The sequence below is a fragment of the Pseudomonas coleopterorum genome (assembly GCF_900105555.1).
Taxonomy (GTDB): Bacteria; Pseudomonadota; Gammaproteobacteria; order Pseudomonadales; family Pseudomonadaceae; genus Aquipseudomonas; species Aquipseudomonas coleopterorum.
The window spans coordinates 4,664,755-4,690,402 of record NZ_FNTZ01000001.1 but is presented as its reverse complement, the minus strand read 5'-3'; the positions used below and the strand labels follow the sequence as shown (position 1 = coordinate 4,690,402).

The 25,648-nt window shown below is 60.3% G+C and carries 20 protein-coding genes; 11 read left to right on the top strand and 9 right to left on the bottom strand.

What is annotated here, in order from left to right; translation table 11 throughout:
* Window positions 1–113: 113 nt before the first annotated feature.
* The gene (locus BLV18_RS21165; protein ID WP_090361691.1) at window positions 114–1,001 is read right to left on the bottom strand and encodes a lysophospholipid acyltransferase; all 888 of its coding nucleotides are present in this window, start codon (window positions 999–1,001) and stop codon (window positions 114–116) included.
* Between the two features lie 37 nt (window positions 1,002–1,038).
* Entirely contained in the window at window positions 1,039–1,590 is a 552-nt protein-coding gene (locus BLV18_RS21160; RefSeq protein ID WP_090361688.1) for a DNA-3-methyladenine glycosylase I, read from the bottom strand.
* Window positions 1,591–1,673: 83 nt separating this feature from the next.
* On the opposite strand from BLV18_RS21160, the gene glyQ reads away from it, so the two are divergent.
* The 4 genes from glyQ to BLV18_RS21140 are packed head-to-tail and all read left to right on the top strand — an operon-like array spanning window position 1,674 to window position 6,000.
* Window positions 1,674–2,627, top strand: a complete 954-nt coding sequence (gene glyQ, locus BLV18_RS21155) for a glycine--tRNA ligase subunit alpha (protein WP_090362476.1) — start codon at window positions 1,674–1,676, stop codon at window positions 2,625–2,627.
* The gene (gene glyS / locus BLV18_RS21150) at window positions 2,624–4,678 is read left to right on the top strand and encodes a glycine--tRNA ligase subunit beta (RefSeq protein ID WP_090361685.1); all 2,055 of its coding nucleotides are present in this window, start codon (window positions 2,624–2,626) and stop codon (window positions 4,676–4,678) included. The genes glyQ and glyS overlap by 4 nt, the downstream gene beginning before the upstream one ends.
* 3 nt (window positions 4,679–4,681) lie before the next feature.
* A complete protein-coding gene (gene gmhB / locus BLV18_RS21145) occupies window positions 4,682–5,215 on the top strand; it encodes a D-glycero-beta-D-manno-heptose 1,7-bisphosphate 7-phosphatase (protein WP_090361682.1) in 534 nt (177 codons plus the stop codon).
* Between the two features lie 14 nt (window positions 5,216–5,229).
* Window positions 5,230–6,000 (top strand): lysophospholipid acyltransferase family protein, encoded by a 771-nt coding sequence (locus tag BLV18_RS21140; RefSeq protein WP_056844851.1) that lies wholly within the window; start codon window positions 5,230–5,232, stop codon window positions 5,998–6,000.
* Window positions 6,001–6,165: 165 nt separating this feature from the next.
* Here BLV18_RS21140 and BLV18_RS21135 read toward each other — a convergent pair whose 3' ends face one another.
* The gene (locus BLV18_RS21135; protein ID WP_090361678.1) at window positions 6,166–7,782 is read right to left on the bottom strand and encodes an MFS transporter; all 1,617 of its coding nucleotides are present in this window, start codon (window positions 7,780–7,782) and stop codon (window positions 6,166–6,168) included.
* Between the two features lie 67 nt (window positions 7,783–7,849).
* On the bottom strand, window positions 7,850–9,502 hold the full coding sequence (locus tag BLV18_RS21130; RefSeq protein WP_090361674.1) for a GMC family oxidoreductase: 1,653 nt from the start codon (window positions 9,500–9,502) through the stop codon (window positions 7,850–7,852).
* 138 nt (window positions 9,503–9,640) lie between these two features.
* Here BLV18_RS21130 and BLV18_RS21125 point away from each other — a divergent pair, with 138 nt between their 5' ends.
* On the top strand, window positions 9,641–10,528 hold the full coding sequence (locus tag BLV18_RS21125) for a LysR family transcriptional regulator (RefSeq protein ID WP_090362474.1): 888 nt from the start codon (window positions 9,641–9,643) through the stop codon (window positions 10,526–10,528).
* 439 nt (window positions 10,529–10,967) lie between these two features.
* Here BLV18_RS21125 and BLV18_RS21120 read toward each other — a convergent pair whose 3' ends face one another.
* The 5 genes from BLV18_RS21120 to dnaA form a co-directional block, all read right to left on the bottom strand.
* Entirely contained in the window at window positions 10,968–12,305 is a 1,338-nt protein-coding gene (locus tag BLV18_RS21120; protein WP_090361671.1) for an MFS transporter, read from the bottom strand.
* A 236-nt stretch (window positions 12,306–12,541) separates the two neighbouring features.
* A complete protein-coding gene (gyrB, locus tag BLV18_RS21115) occupies window positions 12,542–14,959 on the bottom strand; it encodes a DNA topoisomerase (ATP-hydrolyzing) subunit B (RefSeq protein WP_049860462.1) in 2,418 nt (805 codons plus the stop codon).
* Between the two features lie 4 nt (window positions 14,960–14,963).
* The gene (recF, locus tag BLV18_RS21110; protein WP_090361668.1) at window positions 14,964–16,067 is read right to left on the bottom strand and encodes a DNA replication/repair protein RecF; all 1,104 of its coding nucleotides are present in this window, start codon (window positions 16,065–16,067) and stop codon (window positions 14,964–14,966) included.
* Between the two features lie 11 nt (window positions 16,068–16,078).
* Window positions 16,079–17,182: a DNA polymerase III subunit beta gene (dnaN, locus tag BLV18_RS21105; RefSeq protein ID WP_049860460.1), complete on the bottom strand. Its 1,104-nt coding sequence runs from the start codon at window positions 17,180–17,182 to the stop codon at window positions 16,079–16,081.
* A 38-nt stretch (window positions 17,183–17,220) separates the two neighbouring features.
* Window positions 17,221–18,729 carry a chromosomal replication initiator protein DnaA gene (dnaA, locus tag BLV18_RS21100; protein ID WP_056844846.1) on the bottom strand — a complete coding sequence of 503 codons (1,509 nt, stop codon included), beginning with the start codon at window positions 18,727–18,729 and terminating at the stop codon, window positions 17,221–17,223.
* A gap of 628 nt (window positions 18,730–19,357) precedes the next feature.
* On the opposite strand from dnaA, the gene rpmH reads away from it, so the two are divergent.
* The 6 genes from rpmH to mnmG all read left to right on the top strand — a co-directional run bounded on the left by rpmH (window position 19,358) and on the right by mnmG (window position 25,644).
* Window positions 19,358–19,492: a 50S ribosomal protein L34 gene (gene rpmH / locus BLV18_RS21095; RefSeq protein WP_043192020.1), complete on the top strand. Its 135-nt coding sequence runs from the start codon at window positions 19,358–19,360 to the stop codon at window positions 19,490–19,492.
* Window positions 19,493–19,505: 13 nt separating this feature from the next.
* Window positions 19,506–19,910 (top strand): ribonuclease P protein component, encoded by a 405-nt coding sequence (gene rnpA, locus BLV18_RS21090; RefSeq protein ID WP_043192022.1) that lies wholly within the window; start codon window positions 19,506–19,508, stop codon window positions 19,908–19,910.
* Window positions 19,903–20,148, top strand: coding sequence for a membrane protein insertion efficiency factor YidD (gene yidD, locus BLV18_RS21085; protein ID WP_090361665.1), 246 nt, complete (start codon window positions 19,903–19,905; stop codon window positions 20,146–20,148). The genes rnpA and yidD overlap by 8 nt, the downstream gene beginning before the upstream one ends.
* 2 nt (window positions 20,149–20,150) lie before the next feature.
* Window positions 20,151–21,836: a membrane protein insertase YidC gene (gene yidC / locus BLV18_RS21080; protein WP_090361662.1), complete on the top strand. Its 1,686-nt coding sequence runs from the start codon at window positions 20,151–20,153 to the stop codon at window positions 21,834–21,836.
* Window positions 21,837–21,915: 79 nt separating this feature from the next.
* Window positions 21,916–23,286 (top strand): tRNA uridine-5-carboxymethylaminomethyl(34) synthesis GTPase MnmE, encoded by a 1,371-nt coding sequence (mnmE, locus tag BLV18_RS21075; RefSeq protein ID WP_090361657.1) that lies wholly within the window; start codon window positions 21,916–21,918, stop codon window positions 23,284–23,286.
* 459 nt (window positions 23,287–23,745) lie between these two features.
* A complete protein-coding gene (gene mnmG / locus BLV18_RS21070; protein WP_090361655.1) occupies window positions 23,746–25,644 on the top strand; it encodes a tRNA uridine-5-carboxymethylaminomethyl(34) synthesis enzyme MnmG in 1,899 nt (632 codons plus the stop codon).
* The last annotated feature ends 4 nt before the right edge of the window (window positions 25,645–25,648 follow it).

Sequence of the window (25,648 nt, the reverse complement as noted above, 5' to 3'; positions counted from 1 at the left end):
GGCTCTCCAGGAGCCCGCTCTGTGGAAGCAGGTCTGGAAGCATGTCCTGCGGAAGCATGTCCTGTGGGAGCGGGTCTCTGCCCGCGAAGAGGCCATTACGCCAGGCCGCTATCTCAATACCACTTCGCCTCACCCGCGGGCCGCTTCTTGAAGCGCTTCATGCTCCACATGTACTGGCTCGGATAAGCCCGCACATACTTCTCGACCACAGCGCTCATCGCGGCCACCGAGGTGTGCGTATCGGTGCTGTACATGGCCTCGGGCGCCGCTTCCAGAATGACCTTGTAGCCCGAACCGTCCGGCAGGCGCAGCGCATGCAGGAACACCCCGACGGCCTTGCCGCCAGCCAGCATGTTGGGCACGAACTTGCTGGTCAGGGCCAGCGTACCGAGGAAGGGGACGAACATGCCGGCCGATTCGGCCGGTTCCGGGTCCGCCGGAATGCCCACCTGGCCGCCCTTGCGCACCTCCTTGATGACACTGAGGATGCCTTCCTTGGTCGAAGCCGCCACGCGGTTGCCCAATTGCACCCGCTGCTTCTGCAGCAGCTCGTCCACTGCCTTGAGCTTGGGCGGGCGGTAGAAAATGATCGGCTTGCACTGGTTGCAATAGAAGTGATTGAGCACCTCCCAGTTGCCCAGATGGCTGGTGATGCCGACCACGCCCTTGCCCGATGCCAGCGCCTGAGTGAGCACCTCCAGGCCCTCGACTTCGCGCACCAGATCGAGCGAGCGCTGGGCCGGCCAGATCCAGGCGCAGGCGCTCTCGGTCAAGGTCTTGCCGATGTCCATCAGGCTGCGTCCCACCAGACGCTCGCGCTCGGCACCGTCCATCTCCGGAAAACACTTGGCCAGGTTGATACGCACCACATCGCGCGACCGGGTCGGCAGCTTCCACATCAGCCAGCCGATGGCGGTGCCGACCCGTTGCACGGTGCGCCACGGCAGCAGCGCGAACAACCGCAAGGCACCGACCATCAGCGCCCCTTTGAACTTATCCACAGATCACTCCTTAATTGCCCAGGCGCTCATTCTAGCCTCAGCCGGCCAGCGCGGCGTAGCGATCGCAATCCCGGGTATGGTCCATGACCATGCCCGAGGCCTGCATGAAGGCGTAGCAGATGGTCGGGCCGACGAAGGTGAAGCCGGCTTTCTTCAAGGCCTTGCTCATGGCTCGGGCTTCGTCGGTTTCCGTGGGGATGTCGCTGCGATCGTGCGGATGATTGATCTTCGGCTGCCCACCGACGAACGACCAGAGAAAACCCACCGGGTCTTCAAGCTGCAGCCAGGCGCGGGCATTCTTGCGTACCCCGTTGAGTTTGAGGCGATTGCGCACGATGCCCGGATCCTGCATCAGTTCCTCGATCTGCGCGTCACTCAGCTGCGCGAGGCGCTGCGGGTCGAAGCCGTGGAGCACCTGTCGATAGCGTTCACGCTTGCGCAGCACGGTGATCCACGACAGGCCGGCCTGGAACCCTTCCAGCGAAAGCAACTCGAACAGGGCGCCCGCCTCGCGCAGCGGCACCCCCCACTCAAGGTCGTGATAGGCCTGGTACAACGGGTCTTGGGTACACCAAAAGCAGCGAGGCATTGGGGCTCCATGGGTAGAGGCGCCGCGGAATCGCGGTATACTCCCGCTCTTTATATTCGCAGCCCTAGAAACAGGTGAATTTCGTGAGCCAGCCTACGCCAGCCGTGCGTACCTTCCAAGACTTGATCCTCGCCCTCCAGCAATACTGGGCCGAGCAAGGTTGTGTGGTGCTTCAGCCCTACGATATGGAAGTGGGCGCCGGCACTTTTCATACCGCCACGTTTCTGCGCGCCGTCGGCCCGGAAACCTGGAACGCCGCTTACGTGCAACCCAGCCGCCGTCCGACTGACGGCCGCTATGGCGAGAACCCCAACCGCCTGCAGCACTACTACCAGTTCCAGGTCGTTCTGAAGCCCAACCCGGATAACTTCCAGGAGCTGTACCTAGGATCGCTCAAGCACATCGGCCTCGATCCGCTGGTGCACGACGTACGCTTCGTCGAAGACAACTGGGAGTCGCCGACCCTGGGCGCCTGGGGTCTGGGCTGGGAAGTCTGGCTCAACGGCATGGAAGTCACTCAGTTCACCTACTTCCAGCAGGCCGGTGGCATCGAGTGCTACCCGGTTACCGGCGAAATCACCTACGGCCTCGAGCGCCTGGCCATGTACCTGCAGGGCGTCGACTCGGTTTACGACCTGGTCTGGGCCGATGGTCCGTTCGGCAAGGTGACCTACGGCGACGTGTTCCATCAGAACGAGGTGGAGCAGTCCACCTACAACTTCGAGCACGCCAACGTCGACAAGCTGTTCGAACTGTTCGATTTCTACGAGAGCGAAGCCAAGCGTCTGCTCGAGCTGGACCAGCCCCTGCCGCTGCCCAGCTATGAAATGGTCCTGAAGGCGTCCCACACCTTCAACCTGCTCGATGCCCGCCGCGCCATTTCGGTCACCGCGCGCCAGCAGTACATCCTGCGCGTGCGGACCCTGGCCCGCGGCGTGGCACAGGCCTACCTGATGGCCCGTGCCAAGCTGGGTTTCCCCATGGCGATCCCTGATCTGCGTGATGAAGTATTGGCCAAGCTGGAGGCTGCGCAATGAGTGCTCAAGATTTTCTGGTCGAGCTGGGCACCGAAGAGCTGCCACCCAAGGCCCTCAACACCCTGGCCGACGCTTTCCTGGCCGGTATCGAGAAAGGCCTGCAGGCCGCTGGCCTGAACTACAGCGCCAAGAACGTCTATGCCGCGCCTCGTCGCCTGGCCGTGCTGATCACGGGCCTGGACACCCAGCAGCCGGACCGCAGCATCAACCTCGACGGCCCGCCGCTGCAGGCCGCGTTCAATGCCGAAGGCGAGCCGACCCAGGCCGCGTTGGGCTTCGCCAAGAAATGCGGCGTGGACCTCAGCGAAATCGATCGTAGCGGCCCCAAGCTGCGCTACAGCCAGAACATCGTCGGCAAGCCGACGGCCAGCCTGCTGCCGACCATCGTCGAAGACTCGCTCAACGACCTGCCGATCCCCAAGCGCATGCGCTGGGGCGCGCGCAAGGAAGAGTTCGTGCGGCCGACCCAGTGGTTGGTGATGCTGCTGGGTGACGACGTCGTCGATTGCACGATCCTGGCTCAGAAAGCCGGACGTGAATCACGCGGTCACCGCTTCCATCATCCGCAGAACGTACGCATCGGCTCGCCGGCCAGCTATCGCGAAGACATGCGCCAGGCCTACGTTCTGGCCGACGCTCAGGAGCGCCGTGAACTGATCGCCCGACGCACCGCCGAGCTGGCCACCCAGCAGGAAGGCAGCGCCATCGTGCCACCGGCCCTGCTCGACGAAGTGACGGCGCTGGTCGAATGGCCGGTGCCGCTGGTGTGCTCGTTCGAAGAACGTTTCCTGGAGGTGCCGCAGGAAGCCCTGATCACCACCATGCAGGACAACCAGAAGTACTTCTGCCTGCTGGATGCCGACGGCAAGCTGCTACCACGCTTCATCACCGTGGCCAACATCGAGAGCAAGGATCCGCGTCAGATCGTCGAAGGCAACGAAAAAGTCGTGCGCCCACGCCTGACCGACGCCGAGTTCTTCTTCAATCAGGACAAGAAGCAGCCGCTGGAAAGCTTCAACGCGCGTCTGGAAAACGTGGTGTTCCAGGCCCAGTTGGGCAGCGTCTACGACAAGGCCGTACGGGTCTCCAAACTGGCGGCCTATATTGCCTCGCGCATTGGTGGCGATGCCCAGCGCGCCGCGCGGGCAGGCTTGCTGTCGAAGTGCGACCTGGCTACGGAAATGGTCGGTGAATTCCCGGAAATGCAGGGCGTGGCGGGCTACTACTACGCGCTCAACGATGGCGAGCCCGAAGACGTTGCTCTGGCGCTCAACGAGCAGTACATGCCGCGTGGCGCGGGTGCCGAACTGCCCAGCACCCTGACCGGCGCAGCCGTGGCCATCGCCGACAAGCTCGACACCCTGGTCGGCATCTTCGGCATCGGCATGCTGCCCACCGGCAGCAAGGACCCCTATGCCCTGCGCCGTGCCGCGCTGGGCGTGCTGCGCATCCTGATCGACAAGCAACTGGACCTGAACATCAACGATGCCGTGGGCTTCGCGGTCTCGGCCTTCGGCAGCAAGGTGAAGTCCGCAGGGCTGGCCGAGCAGGTGCAGGAGTTCATCTTCGACCGCCTGCGTGCTCGCTACGAAGACGAAGGCATCGATGTCGCCACCTACCTGTCGGTCCGTGCACTGCAGCCTGGTTCGGCGCTGGATTTCGACCAGCGCGTGCAGGCTGTCCAGGCGTTCCGCCGGTTGCCCGAAGCGGCTGCCCTGGCGGCAGTGAACAAGCGCGTCTCGAACCTGCTGAGCAAGGCAGACGGCAAGATCTCCGCCACCGTGGAGCCCAAGTACTTCGACAACGCCAACGAGTTCTCGCTGTATTCGGCCATCACTCAGGCCGATCAGGCCGTGGTGCCCATGGCGGCAGAACGTCGCTACAACGAAGCGCTGACCCGTCTGGCCGCCTTGCGCGAGCCAGTGGATGCGTTCTTCGAAGCGGTGATGGTCAATGCCGAGGATGCCAACGTGCGGGCCAACCGCTATGCCTTGCTGGCACGGCTGCGCGGTCTGTTCCTGGGCGTCGCCGACATTTCGTTGCTGGGGTAAGCCTTGAAACTGCTGATTCTCGATCGCGATGGGGTCATCAACCATGACTCCGATGCCTACATCAAATCGGTCGCCGAATGGCTACCATTACCCGGCGCGATCGAGGCCATTGCACAGTTGCACCAGGCCGGCTGGACGGTGGCGGTCGCCACCAACCAGTCCGGCCTGGCGCGCGGATACTACGACCTGGCTACCCTCGACGCCATGCATGAGCGCCTGCGCTCGCTGGTGGCCGAGCAGGGCGGCGAGGTCGGTCTGATCGTGCACTGTCCACATGGTCCGGATGACCATTGCACCTGCCGCAAACCGCGTCCGGGCTTGTTGCAGACCATCGCTGCGCACTACGACGTGTCTTTGGCTGGCGTCTGGTTCGTGGGTGATAGCTTGAGTGACCTGAACGCCGCAACGGCGGTGGCTGCTCAGCCGGTGCTGGTGAAAACCGGCAAAGGCCTGCGTACCCTGACCCATGAACTGCCCGAAGGGACGCTGATTTTCGATGACCTGGCGGCAGTCGCCGGGCACCTTATCCACACTTGACGGTATCCACCGCTATGTCGATCCTGCGGGCAATCAGAATCTTTGCCTTTTATCTGCTATTGGGCAGCAGCGCCTTGCTGTGGTGCACGCTGAGCTTCTTCATCGCGCCGTTCCTGTCGTTCAAGGCGCGCTACCGTTTCATCAACGTGTACTGGTGCCGTTGTGCGCTGTGGCTGACACGCGTCATGCTCGGCATCGATGTGCAGATCAAGGGCGCACACAACGTTCCCCAGACACCCTGCGTCATCGTCTCCAACCATCAGAGCACCTGGGAAACCTTTTTTCTCTCGGCCTATTTCCAGCCCCTGAGCCAGGTGCTCAAGCGTGAGCTGCTGTTCGTCCCGTTCTTTGGCTGGGCCATGGCCATGCTGCGCCCCATCGCCATCGATCGCGACAACCCAAAGTTGGCACTCAAGGAAGTCGCGAGCAAAGGGGACACCCTGTTGAAAGATGGGGTGTGGGTGCTGATCTTTCCTGAGGGTACCCGCGTTCCCTATGGCCAGATTGGCAAATTCACCCGCAGCGGCAGTGCCCTGGCGGTGAATGCCGGGTTACCCGTATTGCCCATCGCTCACAACGCCGGGCGCTATTGGCCCAAGGAAGGCTGGAACAAGCACCGTGGGACCATCGAAGTGGTCATTGGTGAACCGATGTACGCCGAGGGTACAGGCCCGCGAGCCATTGCAGCCCTGAACGAGCGCGTACAGACGTGGAATGAGCAAACCCAGCAGGCCATGGGCGCGCTGCCGGAAAAGCCCGAAATCGCACCGACACCGGTTATCTGATTTCTGTGGATAACTTGTGTATTGTTTCTCGCGTAAACTATTTGAAAACTGCGTAACCATTTGTTGGATATGAAGTTTTCGAAAGGCTATAAATCCCTGCCATTGGTGCATAAGTTTTTTGCACGGCGGTGAAAGGCTCGATTTTCGAGCCCTTCACCGCAGCGTCTAGACCTTGTCCAGATCAACGTGCCGCGTTTCCTTCAGACAGAACATCCCCACCACGAAGCTGATCCCGGTCACCAGCACCGGGTACCACAGCCCGTAGAAGATATCCCCCGTGTACACCACCAACGCAAACGAAACCGTGGGCAGGAATCCGCCGAACCAGCCGTTGCCGATGTGATAGGGCAGGGACAGTGAGGTATAGCGGATGCGTGTGGGGAAGAGTTCCACCATCACCGCTGCCAGCGGGCCATAGGTCATGGTAGCGATCAGAATCATGGCAACGATGATCAACACCACCATGGGTTGATTCACTAGGCTCGCATCGGCCTTGGCAGGGTAGCCGGCCTGGGCGATGGCAGCCCGCAACGCCGGCTCGTCATAGCCTGTGATGCGCTGCTCGCCGATCGTGATCGCCACATCGCTGCCGTCGGCTGGAGCCGAGGAATACGGCACACCCGATTTGATCAGCAACGTCTTGACCTTGTCGCAGGGACTGTCGAATTTGGCCTTGCCCACCGGATCGAACTGGAAGGTGCAGGTGGCCGGGTCAGCCATGACCGTCACTGGCGCTGTACGAGTGGCCTGGTCGATCTGCGGATTGGCGTAGTGGCTCAAGCCCTTGAACAGCGGGAAATAGGCAAAGGTTGCCAACAGCAACCCCAGCATCAGGATGGGCTTGCGCCCGACGCGGTCGGACAACCAACCGAAGAATACGAAGAACGGCGCACCGATGATCACACTGATGATCAGCAACTGGTTGGCCAGCGCCGGATCCATCTTCAGCATTTGCGTCAGGAAGAACAGCACGTAGAACTGCGCGCAGTAGAAGGTCACCGCCTGCCCGGCGTTGATGCTGAACAGCGCGGTCAGCACGATCTTCAGGTTCTGCCAGGAACCGAAGGACTCCCGGATCGGTGATTTACTGGTCTTGCCCTCGGACTTCATCTTGGTGAACGTCGGCGACTCGCTCAGGCTCAGACGAATCCAGGTCGAGATACCCAGCAACACGATCGACAGCAGGAACGGCAGGCGCCAGCCCCAGACCTCGAACTGATCGCCGCTGATGTAGCGGCTGCCCAGCACCACCAGCAACGACAGGAGCAAGCCCAGGGTGGCAGTCGACTGAATCCAGCCGGTATGGAAACCTCGCTTGCCCTGTGGCGCATGTTCGGCCACATAGGTCGCCGCGCCACCGTACTCACCTCCCAGCGCCAGGCCCTGCAGCATGCGCAGGATCACCAGGATGATCGGCGCCGCGATGCCGATGCTGGCGTAGGTCGGGAGCAAGCCTACTGCGAAGGTCGATATCCCCATCAGAATGATGGTCATGAGAAAGGTGTACTTGCGCCCGATCATGTCGCCCAGACGGCCGAACACCAAAGCGCCGAAAGGGCGCACCAGAAAGCCTGCTGCAAATGCCATCAGGGCAAAGATGAAGGCTGTGGTCTCGTTCACTCCGGCAAAGAACTGCTTGCTGATCACCGCAGCCAGGGCGCCGTACAGAAAGAAGTCGTACCATTCGAACACCGTCCCCAGGGACGAGGCGAAGATGATCTTCTTCTCGTCCCGGTTCGCGGCAGGCGCGGCCGCCGCGCCCTGTTGCAGATAATCCGCCATATTCGCATCCTCAGTGATTATTGTTGTTGTTCCACTGTTGCCTGTCCCGAGTACTGCCTGTGCTCGGTCAAATCCTTTCCGGCATTTGCAGCGATGTCGCCGGCACAGCTTGCAAAGGCTGTGGATCAAGGATCATCTGCGCAGCCTTTTCGGCGATCATCACCGTCGGCGAGCAGGTATTGCCCGAGACGATTTCCGGCATGATCGACGCGTCCGCCACACGCAGACCCTGCACGCCACGTACCTTGAGTTGCGCATCCACCACCGCAAGGGTGTCATTGCCCATGCGACAGGTACCCGCTGGATGAAAGATAGTCGTTCCTATGCGTCCTGCCGCTGCGCGCAACGCTTCCTCACTCTGCACGTCTTTCCCTGGCAGGTATTCCTGTGGAGCGAAGCCTTGCAGTGCCGAGCCTTGAACGATCTTGCGTGTCAGGCGGATGGCATCCACGGCCACCCGAATATCCTCGGGATCGCTCAGATAGTTGGGATCGATCAGCGGCGCTGCGTCCGGGTCGGCAGAACTGATATCGACCCGCCCGCGACTTTTCGGGCGCAGGTTGCACACCGAGGCCGTGAACGCAGGAAACCGATGCAGCGGCTCGCCGAAGCGCTCCAGCGACAGGGGCTGTACGTGATACTGAAGGTTGGGGGAGGGCTGCTCGGGGCTTGAGCGCACGAACGCACCCAGCTGGCTGGGCGCCATGGCCAGCGGCCCACTGCGGTCGTACAGGTAGCGCACGCCCATGCCGAACTTGCCCCACAGGCTGTTGGCCACCTGGTTAAGCGTGCGTGCATTGCTGACCTTGTAGACCAGACGCAGTTGCAGATGGTCCTGCAGGTTGCCGCCCACCCCAGGCAGTTCGTGCTGCACCTGGATGCCCAGGCGTTCGAGCAATGGCCGCGGACCGATGCCGGATCGCTGAAGGATGGTCGGGGAGCCGATCGCGCCCGCACAGAGAATGATTTCCCTTGCAGCCTGGAACCGATGGTCCTCACCCTGCCAGCGGGCAACCACGGTGTGAGCACGGCCATCCTGCAACAGCACCTTGTCCACTCGAACGCCCGTATGGACCGTCAGGTTCGCCCGTTTGAGCGCCGGACGCAGGAACGCCTTGGTCGAATTCCAGCGCACTCCAGCTTTCTGATTGACCTGGAAATACCCACACCCCTGATTGTCGCCGGTGTTGAAGTCATCGATGCTGGCAATGCCGGATTCCGCCGCCGCACTGCGGAACGCATCGAGAATGGGCCAGCGATAGCGCTGCTGCTCCACGCGCCACTCGCCCTCGGCGCTATGGAATTCCGAATTGCCAGCATGGTGGTTTTCGCTCTTGCGGAACAACGGCAGCACGTCTTTCCAGCCCCAACCCGGATTGCCCAAGGCCTCCCAGCGGTCATAGTCGCTGGACTGCCCGCGCATGTAGATCATGCCGTTGATCGACGAACATCCACCCAGGACCTTGCCCCGTGGGTAATTCAGGGCACGGCCGTCGAGGCCCGGTTGCGGTTGGGTCTTGAAGCACCAGTCGGTGCGGGGGTTGCCGATGCAGAACAGGTAGCCCACCGGAATATGGATCCAGGCATAGTTGTCCCGGCCTCCGGCCTCCAGCAACAACACCTTGACCGAGGGATCGGCGGACAGTCGATTGGCAAGCAGGCAGCCTGCAGGACCGGCGCCGACAATGATGTAGTCGTAGACGGATGAGATCGATGGCATGGTGTACTCCGCGCCGTTTTATTGTTCTTGTCGTTCCCCATGTTATTGATTAGCTTCGTGGTGAAAACGAAAGATTTCACCCAGGGGCTGAGCGTTTTCGCACAGCGCATCGCGCAGTTGATTAACAAGGGAAAATCGATGTTCGACTGGAACGACCTGCGCTTCTTTCTCGAACTGCACCGCAGCGGTCGCCTGCTGACCGCCGCCAAGCGCCTGCACACGACCCACAGCACCGTCGCGCGGCACATCGAAAGCATCGAGCGCCATCTGGGTACGCCACTGTTCGTACAGAATGCCCATGGCTACGAACTGACCCCGGCGGGGCAGACGTTGCTCAAGCATGCCGAGGCCATGGAAAACGTGGCGTTGCGCGCGCAGGAAGACATCACGCAGTCGTTCAACCCGCTGGGCAAGATCCGCCTGGGCGTGACCGAAGGGATCGGCATCGCCTTCATCACGCCCCGCATCGGTGAACTGTTCCGCCGCTACCCGGGCCTGGAAGTGGAGCTGGTGGCGGTTCCACGCTTCGTCAGCATCCTCAATCGGGAAGCCGAAATCAGTGTGCACCTGGAGCGTCCCAACGCCGACTTGCTGATTACCCGCAAGCTCACCGATTATCACCTGGCCCTGTATGCCAGTGCCGATTACCTCGCCACCGCGGCACCGTTGCGTAGCCGTGAAGACCTGGCACAGCACCGCTGGATCGGCTATGTCGACGACCTGTTGTTCAGTCAGGAACTGCTCATGCTCAACAGCTTCTGCCGCAACCCGGTGGTTGCCTTCCGTAGCACCAGCGTCCTGGCCCAGCAGGAGGCTGCCTGCATCGGTCTCGGCATCGCCGTGCTTCCCGTGTACATGGCCGCCGAGGACCCGCGCCTGGTGCGCGTACTACCTGACGAAACCATTCAGCGCAGCTACTGGATAAGCACCCGGCGCGAGCTGCACAAATCGGTGCGGCTGCGCGTGGTCTGGGATTTCCTCCTGCAACTGTGCGCCGACCAGCAAGCCACCTTACTCGCCACCTGAAGCCATGCCCGGCTCCCACAAGGGAGAGGTATGTTGCCGTCATGTGGGAGCGGGCTCTGCCCGCGAAAGAGGCCCTTGCAGCGTATCAGTTGCACCGAGGTGTATCGTTCGCGGGCAGAGCCCGGCTCCCACAAGGGAGAGGTGTGTTGCCTTCATGTGGGAGCGGGCTCTGCCCGCGAAAGAGGCCCTCGCAGCGTATCAGTTGCACCGAGGCGTATCGTTCGCGGGCAGAGCCCGGCTCCCACAAGGGAGAGATATGTTGCCGTCATGTGGGAGCGGGCTCTGCCCGCGAAAGAGGCCCTCGCAGCGTATCAGTTGCACCGAGGCGTATCGTTCGCGGGCAGAGCCCGGCTCCCACAAGGGAGAGATATGTTGCCGTCATGTGGGAGCGGGCTCTGCCCGCGAAAGCGTCAGTCGCGCCACTACAGTTTCAGCGGGCTCAAACAACCACCGGCTGCCCACCATGAACAGCTTCCTCCGCATCGCCATGCAGGGAAATCTTCGACGTCTCCGGTAACGCCAACCCTCCCGCAAGCGCCAGCACCGACACCCCCATCAGGTAGAACGCAGGCGACAGGTTGCTCCCGGTCATGCCGATCAACCAAGTTGCCATCAACGGCGCCGTACCGCCAAACAGGGTATAGGCCAGGTTGTAGGTAATCGCTGACGCCGTGTAGCGGGTCCGGGTCGGGAAGGTTTCCGAGAGCAGCGCAGCAGTCACCACACCGCTGAGCACTGCGCCCACCGCCAGCATCATCACGCCGAACACAGAGGCGGCGAACGAGCCCGAACTGGCCAGCAGGAACGAAGGGTAAACCACCGCAATCAGCAATACGCCAGTGGTGGCCACCGTCGCGCGGCGGCCGACCTTGTCGGAAAACGCACCCGCCACCGGACACATCAATGCGGCGAACACCAGCGCGATCACCGAGATCAGCAGTGCCGTGGCCCTGCTCAGCCCACCCACCACCTGCAGGTAGGTCGCGAAATAGGTCGTGAACATATAGAAGGAGAGGGCGGTCAGCGATACGAATGCCCCCAGGCACAGGATTGCACCGCCATGACTGCGCAGGGTTTCCTTGAGGGGCGAGTGGGCGACATCGTGATCCTGTTTCACGGCCTGGAATGCGGGCGTCTCATCCAGACGCCAGCGCAGGTAAAGACCGACCAGGCCCAGCGGCGCTGCAATCAGGAAGGGCACGCGCCACCCCCAACTGGCCATCGCCTCGGGCGACAGCGATGCATCCAGTGCATAAGCCAACACCGCAGCACAGGCAAACGCGCTGAAAGTCGACACCGGGATAAAGCTGCCATACCAGGCACGCTGGGTACGCGGGGCGTGCTCCATGAGGTAGGCACAGGCTCCAGCGTATTCGCCTCCTGCAGAAAAACCCTGCGCGCAGCGGATCAGCGTGAGCAGGATCGGCGCGGCAATACCAATGGCGGCATAGGTAGGCAGCAAGCCGATGAGCGTCGTTGCACCAGCCATGAGCAGAATGGTCATGGCCAGCACCTTCTTGCGTCCGATCCGGTCGCCGAGCATGCCAAACACGATCCCGCCCAATGGCCGGAAAGCGAACGCCACGGCGAACACCGCAAAGGTCTTCAACAACCCCGTGGTGGCATCCCCGCTGGGAAAGAACTGCTGAGCAATCGCCGTGGCCAGAAAACCATAGACGGCAAAGTCGAACCATTCCACGAAGTTGCCCACGGCAGCCGCGCAGATCACCTTTTTCAACGTTGCGGGAGAAACCCGCCCCTCCATTGCCTGGTTCATGATCTCCACCCCTGCACAGTTGTATCGAGCGATCGATTATCCGGTGCGTGGCATCCCACGATTGCCAAAAAACGGCATTGGCGTAGTCATGGCCGCAACGCGCCTGTGACAGGCCGTCGCAAGATCCAAGCCAGCGTCGGAACCGTTACCTGCTATGCATGAGCCCCAAACCGGCACCCATAAAAAAACCCCGGGCCAAAGGCACCGGGGTCTGGTTTGCCGAGCGCGTCGACCTATCAGAAGTCCAGGTTCGACACCGCCAGTGCGTTGCTTTCGATGAACTCGCGACGTGGCTCGACCGCATCCCCCATCAGGGTGTTGAAGATCTGGTCGGCGCCGATTGCGTCCTCGATGGTGACCTTGAGCATGCGGCGCACGCTTGGGTCCATCGTGGTTTCCCACAGCTGATCCGGGTTCATCTCACCCAGCCCTTTGTAGCGCTGGATGGTATGACGCTTGGTGCTCTCGGTCATCAGCCAGTCCAGGGCTTCCTTGAACTCGACCACAGCCTTCTTGCGCTCGCCACGTTTCACGTAGGCACCTTCATCCAGCAGACTGGCCAACTGTGCGCCCAGAGCGGTCACGGTCTTGTAGTCGTTGCTGCCGAAGAAATCGCGGTTGAAGGTGATGTAGCTGGCCAGGCCGTGGGAAGTGATCTCCACTTCCGGCAGCCAGACATTGCGCTCACGGTCTTCACGCAGGCTGGCTTTGTACACCAGGCCGGATTTCTCGCTGGTGCGCAGACGCGCATCGAACTTGGCCAACCAGGCTTGCATGGCTTCGTGGTCGCCCAGTTGCTCGAGCGAAACCGCCGGCAGGTACACGAAGTGCTCGGTGAGCTCCTGCGGATACAGACGCGACAGGCGCTTGAGCGTCTTCATGACCATGCGGAAATCATTGACCAGACGCTCCAGTGCTTCACCGGAAATCCCTGGCGCCGAATCGTTGAGGTGCAGGCTCGCATCTTCCAGAGCCGACTGCGTCATGTATTCTTCCATGGCGTCGTCGTCCTTGATGTACTGCTCCTGCTTGCCCTTCTTGACCTTGTACAGCGGCGGCTGGGCGATGTAGATATAGCCGCGCTCGATCAGCTCCGGCAGCTGGCGGAAGAAGAACGTCAGCAGCAGGGTGCGAATGTGCGAACCGTCGACATCGGCATCGGTCATGATGATGATATTGTGATAGCGCAGCTTGTCGATGTTGTACTCTTCGCGACCGATACCGCAGCCCAGCGCCGTGATCAGGGTGCCGACTTCCTGCGACGAGATCATCTTGTCGAAGCGGGCCTTCTCGACGTTGAGGATCTTGCCCTTGAGCGGCAGGATCGCCTGGGTCTTGCGGTTACGACCTTGCTTGGCCGAACCACCGGCGGAGTCACCCTCCACCAGGTACAGTTCGGAAAGGGCAGGGTCCTTCTCTTGGCAGTCGGCCAATTTGCCTGGCAAGCCGGCGATGTCCAGAGCCCCTTTACGGCGAGTCATCTCGCGCGCTTTACGAGCCGCCTCGCGAGCACGCGCGGCATCGATCATCTTACCGACCACGGCCTTGGCTTCGTTCGGGTTTTCCAGGAGGAAGTCCGAGAAGTACTTGCCCATTTCCTGCTCGACTGCAGTCTTCACTTCGGACGAAACCAGCTTGTCCTTGGTCTGCGAGCTGAACTTGGGATCCGGAACCTTGACCGAAATGATCGCGGTCAAACCTTCACGCGCATCGTCACCAGTGGTCGAGACCTTGTTCTTCTTGGCCAGACCTTCCTGCTCGATGTAGTTGTTCAGGTTGCGCGTCAGCGCCGACCGGAAACCCACCAGGTGAGTCCCACCATCGCGCTGTGGAATGTTGTTGGTAAAGCACAGCAGATTTTCGTTGAAGCTGTCGTTCCACTGCAGGGCAACTTCCACGCCCACGCCATCATCGCGCTGCACGTTGAAATGGAAGACCTGATTCACAGCTGTCTTGTTGGTATTGAGGTACTCGACAAACGCGCGCAAACCGCCTTCGTATTTGAACAGTTCTTCTTTGCCGCTGCGCTCGTCCTTCAGCAGAATGCCAACACCGGAGTTCAGGAACGACAGCTCACGGATCCGCTTCGCCAGAATGTCCCAGCTGAAGTGAATGTTCTTGAAGGTTTCAGCCGACGGCTTGAAGTGAATCTTGGTGCCGGTGGTCTCGCTGTCGCCGACGATCTTCATCGGTTCCTGCGGCACGCCGTGCACGTAGAACTGCTCCCACAACTTGCCAGCGCGGCGCACGGTCAGTTGCAGACCTTCGGACAGGGCGTTCACCACGGACACACCCACGCCGTGCAAACCACCCGACACCTTGTAGGAGTTGTCATCGAACTTACCGCCAGCGTGCAGTACGGTCATGATGACCTCGGCTGCAGATACGCCTTCTTCCTTATGCACGTCCACGGGAATACCGCGACCGTTGTCCGTTACGGAAATGGATTCGTCTGGATGAATGGTGACGGTAATTTCGTCACAGTGGCCAGCCAGTGCCTCGTCGATGGAGTTGTCCACCACTTCGAAGACCATGTGGTGCAGGCCGCTACCATCATCGGTGTCGCCGATGTACATACCGGGACGTTTGCGTACGGCATCAAGCCCTTTCAACACCTTGATGCTGGAGGAGTCGTACGTTTGATTCTCGCTCATGCCTTCACTCCCGATGATCGTGGGTCTGGGTAATACCGCCTTGTTCCACGTGGAACAAAGCAACTGGCGTTTCCGTCTGCCAGCCTTCCCTCAATAATTCCTGGTCTACGCAGGTGATGAACACCTGGCAGCGTAAATCTTCAAGCAAGCGGCACAATGCGCGACGGTGCTGTTCATCCAGCTCGGACGGCAAGTCGTCTACCAGATAGATGCATTGACCGCGGCGGGCTTGGCCGACCAGATGGCCTTGGGCAATGCGAAGTGCGCACACCACGAGCTTCTGTTGACCGCGCGACAAGATGTCGGCCGCGTTGTGGGCGCCCATTCGCAATCGAAGGTCAGCGCGCTGAGGTCCAGCCTGGGTATGCCCCATCTGCTGATCTCTCAACAAGGACCCTGCCAGAACGTCTGCGAGTTCGCGATCCTTGTCCCAGCCTCGGTAATAGCTCAGTGTTAGACCTTCGAGCTTCAACAACTCGGCGAGTGTCTGCTCAAACACTGGCTTCAGCGCTTTGATATAAGCGCGCCGATAGTCGTCGATTTCAGCGCTGGCCAGGCAGAGCTCACGGTCCCATGCCGCTTGCGAAGCAACGTCAAGTGTACCATGCCGAAGCCATGAGTTTCGTTGCTTCAGGGCCTTCTGCAACCGCTGCCAGGTCGACATGAATCGAGGTTCCACGTGGAACACTCCCCAGTCGAGAAACTGTCGGCGGATCTTTGGAGCCCCCTCCAGCAGCCGAAAGCTATCGGGATTGATCAACTGCAAGGGCAATATCTGGGCAAGCTGAGCCGCGCTCCGGGCGTTCTGGCCGTCGATACGAATAGTGAAATCGCCCTGTCTTTCCCGTGAAATACCCAGGTTGCTATGACCGCCTTCAGCCAACTCAACCTGGCCAAATACCGACGCAGTGGCTTGCTCGTGCTGAATGATCGGCACCAGACGCGTGCTGCGAAACGATCGCGCGAGGCCCAAGAGGTGTATGGCTTCCAGCACACTGGTTTTGCCACTGCCGTTGGCGCCGTAGAGGATGTTGATACGCGGGGAGGGGGAGAAGGTCACCGGGTGCAGGTTGCGCACCGCGGTGACCGTAACGCGGGTCAGGGACATTCAGGTGGCTGTCAGAGGCGCATCGGCATGACGACGTATGCCGAGTCGTCGTTGTCGGATTCCTGGACCAGGGCGCTGCTGTTGGAGTCAGACAGGATCAGGCGAACCTGCTCGGTCGTCATCACTCCCAGCACGTCGAGCAGATAGCTGACGTTGAAGCCGATTTCCAACGCACCGCCGTTATAGTCCACGGCCACTTCTTCTTCCGCTTCTTCCTGTTCAGGGTTGTTGGCCTGGATCTTCAGCTGACCGGCTGCCAATTGCAGGCGGATGCCGCGATACTTTTCATTGGACAGGATCGCGGTGCGGCTGAAGGCCTCACGCAGTGCTTGACGGTCACCCAGCACCAGCTTGTCGCCACCTTTGGGCAGCACACGCTCATAGTCAGGGAATTTGCCGTCGACCAGCTTGGAGGTGAAGGTGAACTCACCCGTGGTTGCGCGGATGTGATGCTGGCCCAGCACGATGCTGACATTGCCGTCGGGCTCGGTCAGCAGACGGGCGAGTTCCAGAATGCCCTTGCGCGGCACGATGACCTGATGGCGGTCGGCTTGACCAATATCAGCCTGCATCGAGCACATGGCCAGACGATGGCCGTCGGTGGCGACTGCTCGGATGATGCCGGCCGATACTTCCAGCAACATGCCATTGAGGTAATAGCGCACGTCCTGCTGGGCCATGGCGAAGCTGGTGCGTTCGATCAGGCGACGCAGCTTGCTCTGCACCAGGCTGCAGGTCAGCGAACCCGGGCCTTCTTCGACGGTAGGAAAGTCATTGGCCGGCAGCGTCGACAAGGTGAACCGACTGCGCCCGGCCTTGACCACGACCTTCTGCTCATCGACCTTGATGTCGATCAGGGCGTCGTTGGGCAGGCTCTTGCAGATGTCCATCAACTTGCGCGCAGGCACGGTGATCTCGCCAGGCTCGGCCGGCTCTTCCAGCTGCACGCGGCCAACCAGTTCCACTTCCAGGTCAGTACCGGTTAAAGACAGCTGCTGCCCCTGAACCACCAGAAGGACGTTGGAAAGCACAGGCAAGGTCTGGCGGCGTTCGACGACGCCGGCGACCAGTTGCAGGGGTTTCAACAGGGCTTCGCGTTGAATGGTGAAATGCATGGTCTAGTCCCTTGCCTCAAAAGCTGCGTAGTGAGTGTTCACGTGGTCAGTGTACGCAGCAGGTTCTTGTAGTCCTCGCGGATATCCGCGTCGGATTCCTTGAGTTCGTTGATCTTGCGGCACGCGTGCAGCACGGTAGTGTGATCACGCCCACCAAACACATCGCCGATTTCCGGCAGGCTGTGGTTGGTCAATTCCTTGGACAGCGCCATCGCCACCTGCCGTGGTCGGGCCACCGAGCGCGAACGTCGCTTGGAGAGCAGATCGGAAATCTTGATCTTGTAGTACTCGGCCACCGTTCGCTGGATGTTATCCACACTCACCAGCTTGTCCTGCAGTGCCAGCAGGTCCTTGAGCGACTCGCGGATCAGCTCGATGGTGATCTCGCGACCCATGAAGTGGGAGTGCGCAATGACCCGCTTGAGTGCGCCTTCCAGTTCGCGGACGTTGGAACGGATGCGCTGGGCGATGAAGAACGCCGCGTCATGAGGCAGCTCGACCTTGGCCTGGTCCGCCTTCTTCATGAGGATGGCGACACGGGTCTCCAGCTCGGGCGGCTCGACAGCGACGGTGAGACCCCAGCCGAAGCGCGATTTCAGCCGCTCCTCGAGGCCTTCGATTTCCTTGGGGTAGCGATCGCTGGTGAGGATGACCTGCTGGCCGCCTTCCAACAGCGCGTTGAAGGTGTGGAAGAACTCCTCTTGGGAGCGTTCCTTGCGCGCGAAGAACTGGATATCGTCGATCAGCAACGCATCGACCGAGCGGTAGAAACGCTTGAATTCGTTGATCGCGTTCAACTGCAACGCCTTGACCATGTCTGCAACGAACCGCTCGGAATGCAGGTAAACCACCTTGGCATTCGGATTCTTCTTGAGCAGGTGGTTACCCACAGCGTGCATCAAGTGCGTCTTACCCAGGCCGACACCACCATAAAGGAACAGCGGGTTGTAGCCATGCTTGGGATTGTCCGCCACCTGCCAGGCAGCCGCGCGTGCCAGCTGGTTGGATTTACCTTCCACGAAGTTTTCGAAGGTAAATGTGCGGTTCAGGTAACTGGTGTGCTTGAGCGCACCTTCTACCTGGACAGTGCGTTGCTCGGAGCGTACGGGTGCCGGCTGCGAGCTGGCGCCGGCCATGGGGTCGAAACTGTCACGCGAGGGTTCTTCGCTTGCCACTGAAGGCTTGGCAACGGCTTCTACAGGCGCTGCCGCAGGTGCGGCTGCCACCGGGGCGGCCTGCACCTGATTCGCAGCTGCGGCGGCTGCCAGAGGCGCGTTTGGAGCAGCGCGGGGCGTCGAGCTGCGACGGCTGCCGATCAGCAACGAAAGTGCCGGCGCCAGGCCATTGCCATGCTCACCCAATAATTCGAGGAGCCGCGTCAGGTATTTCTCGTTGACCCAGTCCAGCACGAACCGGTTAGGCGCATAGACGCGCAACTCGTCGCCTTCGGCTTCGACCTGTAGCGGACGGATCCAGGTGTTGAATTGCTGGGCAGGCAGTTCATCGCGCAGGAGTTCCACGCACTGCTGCCAAAGTTCCACTGACACAGGTATCCCCTGAATTGAAAGCCGGCAAGGCAAAAACAACGGCCATTGTACCGACGCTCCGCACACTTATCCACATGTAGGTCGGGTCCGCTGCCTCTGCTGCACGTAAAAACACAACGTCAATGCCTCGAAAACCTGTCTGTGAGCTCTGTGGATAACCCATCTTGAGATCTATGCACAAGTAGGGGTCGAGCGCTGTGTATAACTCGCCTGTGGATATCCATTGATTTAATCCACAGGTTGTGCGGAGCAATGACACAGGCGCAGCCCATCTTCTGGACAGGGTTGTGGATCTCCAGAACGCCCTGTGAATAAGGCCTCCAGATGGTTATCCACAGATGTTGGCTCCTCTAAGATCTATAAGCATTACAGAAAAGCTTTAAATAAGTCCCTTCTCTATTTTTATATTTGATCGCCCGAATCGTCCAACCCATCCTCCTGAGAAGGCACTGGCAATGAAGGCTCTCAATCACCGACCTGTGTCCTTCAGTCCCCCCTCTATCTGAGGAAAGGGGCCAAAAAGTAATAGTTGGTTGGAAATTGACCTTCTGCCGCGCTTTCACTAGAATCGCCGGTCTCTTAAAACGGGGTCCATTCCGGCCCGTTGTGGACGAACCAGGTAACAACCATGAAACGTACTTTCCAACCCAGCACCATCAAGCGCGCTCGCACCCACGGTTTCCGTGCTCGCATGGCTACCAAGAACGGCCGTACCGTCCTGTCGCGTCGTCGCGCCAAGGGCCGCAAGCGTCTGGCAGTTTGATCCTTCGGCACGGGTGGTGAGTCAGGACTACGGTCGGGAAAAGCGTCTGCTGACAGCCCGGCATTTCAAAGCAGTCTTCGACTCGCCATCTGGCAAGGTACCCGGCAAGAACCTGCTGCTCCTTGCGCGTGAGAACGGCCTCGAACATCCCCGTCTGGGGCTGGTCATCGGTAAAAAGAGCGTCAAGCTCGCCGTTCAGCGCAATCGCTTGAAACGCTTGATGCGTGACTCGTTCCGTCTGCACCAGGGCATCCTGGCGGGCTGGGACATCGTCATCGTCGCGCGTAAAGGTTTGGGCGACGTGGAAAACCCTGAATTGCATGAGCATTTTGGCAAGCTCTGGAAGCGCCTCGCACGTAACCGGCCCGCTCCAGTGGTGAAGACCGAACCTGCAGGAGTGGACAGTCAAGATGCGTAAACTGGCAATCGTTCCGATCCAGTTCTACCGCTACGCCATCAGCCCTCTCATGGCGAATCACTGTCGTTTTTACCCCAGTTGCTCTTGCTACGCGCTCGAAGCCATCGAAATCCACGGCCTCATGCGTGGAAGCTGGCTGACCGTTCGTCGCCTTGGCCGCTGTCACCCATGGAATGCCGGTGGTTTCGACCCGGTTCCAGACGCCCCATCACCCCGTTCTTCTTCGATAGCCGAGTAATCATGGATATTAAACGCACGATCCTGATCGTCGCCCTGGCAGTCGTGGCCTACGTCATGGTCCTGAAATGGAACCAGGATTACGGTCAAGCCGCCTTGCCGACTCAGAATGTGGCTACCCAGAACCCGACGCCGGCGTTGCCGGAAACGGTACCGGGCACCAACACTCAAGCCAGTGCCGATGTACCCAGCGCCAATCCTGATGCCAATCTGCCTGTGCCGACGCCTGTTGTGGTCAGCAAGGACCTGATCTGGGTCAAGACCGACGTGCTCAACTTCGCTATCGATCCTACCGGTGGTGATATCGTCCAGCTGAACCTGCCCGAGTACCCTCGTCGCCAGGACATGCCGAACATTCCGTTCCAATTGTTCGACAACGGTGGTGAGCTGACCTACCTGGCCCAGAGCGGCCTGACCGGTACGAACGGCCCGGACGCGCGTCCAAGCGGACGTCCTGTGTACAGCGCTTCGCAGAAAAGTTATCAACTGGCTGACGGCCAGAACCAGCTCATGGTCGACCTGACCTACAGCGACAATGGCGTGAACTACCTCAAGCGCTTCACCGTCGATCGCGGTGAGTACGACTTGAAAGTCAGCTACCTTGTGGATAACCAGAGCGCGCAGAACTGGAGCGGCAACATGTTCGCCCAGCTCAAACGCGACAACAGCTCCGATCCTTCTTCGACTACGGCCACCGGTACCGCTACCTATCTGGGCGCAGCCCTGTGGACAAGTGGCGAGCCGTACAAGAAAGTGTCGATGAAAGACATGGACAAGGCCGGCCTCAAGGAAACCGTACAGGGCGGCTGGGTCGCCTGGCTGCAGCATTACTTCGTGACGGCCTGGATTCCTGCCGCCGGCGACAGCAACAATGTCATGACGCGCAAAGACAACCAGGGCAACTACATCATTGGCTACACCGGCCCATCACTGTCGGCAGCGCCAGGTGGCAAGGTTGAAACCACAGCCACGCTGTACGCCGGTCCCAAGGTTCAGGACAAGCTCAAGGAGTTGTCCCCAGGTCTGGAGCTGACCGTCGACTACGGCATCCTGTGGTTCATCGCTCAACCGATCTTCTGGTTGCTCAAGCATATCCACGCGATCCTGGGGAACTGGGGCTTCTCGATCATCTGCCTGACCATCCTGATCAAGCTGCTGTTCTTCCCGCTGTCGGCCGCCAGCTACAAGTCGATGGCGCGCATGCGTGCCGTAGCGCCGAAACTGGCTGCCCTCAAGGAACAGCATGGCGATGACCGGCAGAAAATGTCCCAGGCCATGATGGAGCTGTACAAGAAAGAGAAAATCAATCCACTGGGCGGCTGCCTGCCGATCCTGGTGCAGATGCCGGTCTTCCTTTCCCTGTACTGGGTATTGCTGGAAAGCGTCGAGATGCGTCAGGCACCGTGGTTGCTGTGGATAACCGACCTGTCGATCAAGGATCCGTATTTCATCCTGCCGATCATCATGGGTGCGACCATGTTCATCCAGCAGCGCTTGAACCCGACGCCTCCGGATCCGATGCAGGCCAAGGTGATGAAGATGATGCCGATCGTGTTCACCTTCTTCTTCCTGTGGTTCCCGGCAGGTCTGGTGCTGTACTGGGTAACCAACAACACCCTGTCGATCGCCCAGCAGTGGTACATCACACGCAGCATCGAGAAAGCCGCGGCGAACAAACCTGCCGTCTGACGGGTTGCTCGACTAACCTGTGTACAAGGCGCCCCCTCGTGGGGCGTTTTGCTATCTGAAATTCGACCGGAGTACCTGCATGAACGTCGTTCGCGAAACCATCGCTGCCATTGCCACCGCCCAGGGTCGAGGCGGAGTAGGGATCGTACGCATCTCCGGACCGCTGGCCAGCCAGGCCGCCCAGGCGATCATCGGCCGCGTGCCGACCCCTCGTCATGCGCACTATGGTCCGATGCTCGATGCGCAGTTCCAGGTCATCGATGAAGGGCTGGGCCTTTACTTTCCAGGGCCCAACTCGTTCACCGGCGAAGACGTGCTCGAGCTGCAGGGTCATGGCGGACCCGTGGTGATGGACATGCTGCTGCAGCGCTGTCTGGAACTGGGCTGCCGCCTGGCACGTCCCGGCGAGTTCAGCGAGCGGGCCTTTCTCAACGACAAGCTGGACCTGGCCCAGGCCGAGGCCATTGCCGATCTCATCGAAGCCAGCTCCGCCCAGGCGGCACGCAACGCAGTACGTTCATTGCAGGGAGCTTTCTCCCGACGTGTGGATAACTTGACCGAGCAGCTCATCGCGTTGCGGATCTATGTGGAAGCTGCCATCGACTTTCCCGAGGAAGAAATCGACTTTCTTGCCGATGGCCACGTGTTGAGCATGCTCGACAAGGTTCGCAGCGAGTTATCCACCGTATTGCGCGAAGCCGGGCAGGGTGCCTTGCTGCGTGATGGGATGAACGTGGTAATCGCTGGCCGGCCGAATGCGGGCAAGTCCAGCCTGCTCAATCTGCTGGCCGGGCGTGAAGCGGCCATTGTCACTGACATCGCCGGTACTACCCGCGACGTGTTACGCGAACATATCCACATCGACGGCATGCCGCTGCACGTGATCGATACTGCCGGATTGCGTACCACCCTCGATGAAGTCGAGCAGATCGGCGTCCAGCGCGCGCTGAAGGCCATTGCCGAAGCCGACCGTATCCTGCTGGTGGTGGACGCGACGTCTGCCGAGGCGGCCGATCCCTTCGCGGTCTGGCCGGAGTTTCTGGAACTCACGCCCGACATCGGCAAGGTCACCGTGATTCGCAACAAGGCGGATCTGAGTGGTGAAGCGATCGGTATCCAGCATGACGACGACGGTCACGTGACCTTGAGTCTCACAGCCAAGGGAACTGGCCAAGGCCTTGAACTGCTGCGTGACCATCTCAAAGCCTGCATGGGTTACGAGCAGACCGCCGAGAGCAGTTTCAGCGCCCGTCGACGTCATCTGGAAGCCTTGCGGCATGCGGGTGATCATCTTGACCATGGGCGTGATCAGCTGACGCTGGCGGGCGCGGGCGAGCTCCTGGCTGAAGACTTGCGCCTGGCCCAACATGCGCTGGGGGGAATCACCGGTGCGTTCAGTTCGGACGACCTGCTGGGGCGCATTTTCTCGAGCTTCTGCATCGGCAAGTAGATCTCCCGATACCCATGCAGCGCTGCATGGACTCATCAAGAGCCACCTTTCGAGGTGGCTTTTTTTTATACACGCTTCAGGAGCCCTGTGGACAACCCCAGCTGAGCTAGGTTGATAAGCAGGTCCGAAAGCTGATGATAAATGCCGCTGTGGGTAAGCGCAGCTGTTACCCACAGGTTAATTTGGGTTATACACCGAGCTGACAGGCACCTGATCACAACCTTTAATTTCCCTGTACACGTTGTAGATACAGGCTTGCAGAGCTTTATCCACAGATACGGTGGTGCCTAGTAATAAACATAAAAACAAAGCTTTAATAAATCTCTCTCTTTTAATTTCTATTACCGACGCTATCCACAGCTGGTTATTTTTTGTGCAGAAGGGTTCTTTAGCCAAGGCAAATTCCCTATACTGCGCAGCTATCCCAATTACCCACATAGAACAGGCACGAGGTGCGTGGTGGATTTCCCTTCCCGTTTTGAAGTGATCGTCATCGGCGGCGGTCATGCCGGTACCGAGGCAGCACTGGCCTCAGCACGCATGGGTGCAAAGACCCTGCTGTTGACGCACAACGTGGAAACCCTCGGTGCCATGAGCTGCAACCCGGCCATCGGCGGCATCGGCAAGAGCCATCTGGTCAAGGAGATCGATGCGCTCGGCGGTGCCATGGCGCTGGCCACCGACAAGGGTGGCATTCAGTTTCGCGTGCTCAACAACCGCAAAGGCCCGGCGGTGCGGGCTACCCGTGCGCAGGCCGACCGCGTTCTGTACAAGGCAGCCATTCGCGAGATTCTCGAGAATCAGCCCAACCTGTGGATATTCCAGCAGCCGGCCGACGACCTGATCGTCGAGCAGGACGAGGTCAAGGGTGTGGTTACCCAGATGGGCCTGCGTTTCATGGCCGATTCCGTGGTGCTCACCACCGGAACGTTCCTGGGCGGACTTATCCACATAGGGTTGCAGAATTATTCGGGTGGCCGTGCCGGCGACCCGCCATCTATCGCGTTGGCCCATCGTCTGCGTGAGCTGCCGCTGCGGGTAGGTCGCTTGAAGACCGGTACACCACCGCGTATCGACGGCAAGTCGGTGGACTTCTCGGTCATGACCGAACAGCCGGGCGATACCCCCATTCCGGTGATGTCGTTCATGGGCTCCAAGGCGCTGCACCCGCGCCAAGTCAGTTGCTGGATCACCCACACCAACGCGCGCACCCATGAAATCATCGCGGCCAACCTCGATCGCTCGCCGATGTACTCGGCTGCCGGCGAAATCGAAGGGGTGGGTCCACGGTACTGCCCGTCGATCGAAGACAAGATCCACCGCTTCGCCGACAAGCAGAGCCATCAGGTGTTCATCGAGCCCGAAGGGCTGACCACCCACGAGCTGTACCCCAACGGTATTTCCACGTCCTTGCCGTTCGACGTGCAGTTGCAGATCGTGCGTTCGATTCGCGGCATGGAAAACGCGCACATCATGCGACCCGGCTATGCCATCGAATACGATTACTTCGATCCGCGTGATCTCAAGTACAGCCTGGAAACCAAGGTGATCGCCGGGTTGTTCTTCGCCGGGCAGATCAACGGCACCACGGGTTACGAAGAGGCCGGCGCCCAAGGTCTGCTGGCTGGCGCGAACGCCGCACTGCGCGCCCAGGGCAAAGAGGCCTGGTGTCCACGCCGCGACGAGGCGTACATCGGCGTCCTGGTCGACGACCTGATTACCCTGGGAACCCAGGAACCGTACCGGATGTTCACCTCGCGAGCCGAGTATCGACTGATCCTGCGCGAAGACAACGCCGACCTGCGCCTGACCGAAAAGGGCCGGGAACTGGGTCTGGTCGATGACGCTCGCTGGGCGGCCTTCAGTGCCAAGCGCGAAGCGATCGAAATCGAGGAACAACGGCTCAAGAGCACCTGGGTACGCCCCAACACCGCTCAGGGGAATGCCGTCGCCGAGAAGTTCGGTACGCCGTTGACCCATGAATACAACCTGCTTAACCTGCTCAGCCGCCCCGAGATCGACTATGTCGGTCTGGTCGAAGTCACCGGCGGCGGAGCGCATGATCCACAGGTGGCCGAACAGGTCGAGATCAAGACCAAGTACGCGGGCTACATCGATCGTCAGCAGGACGAGATCGCTCGGCTGCGCGCCAGCGAGGACACTCGTCTGCCTGTGGATATCGACTATGCCAGGATCTCCGGGCTGTCCAAGGAGATTCAGGGCAAGCTGGGCGCGACCCGCCCCGAAACCCTCGGTCAGGCATCGCGCATCCCGGGCGTCACGCCTGCAGCCATTTCGCTGTTGATGATTCACCTGAAAAAACGCGGCGCAGGCCGCGAGTTGGAGCAAAGCGCTTGAGTTC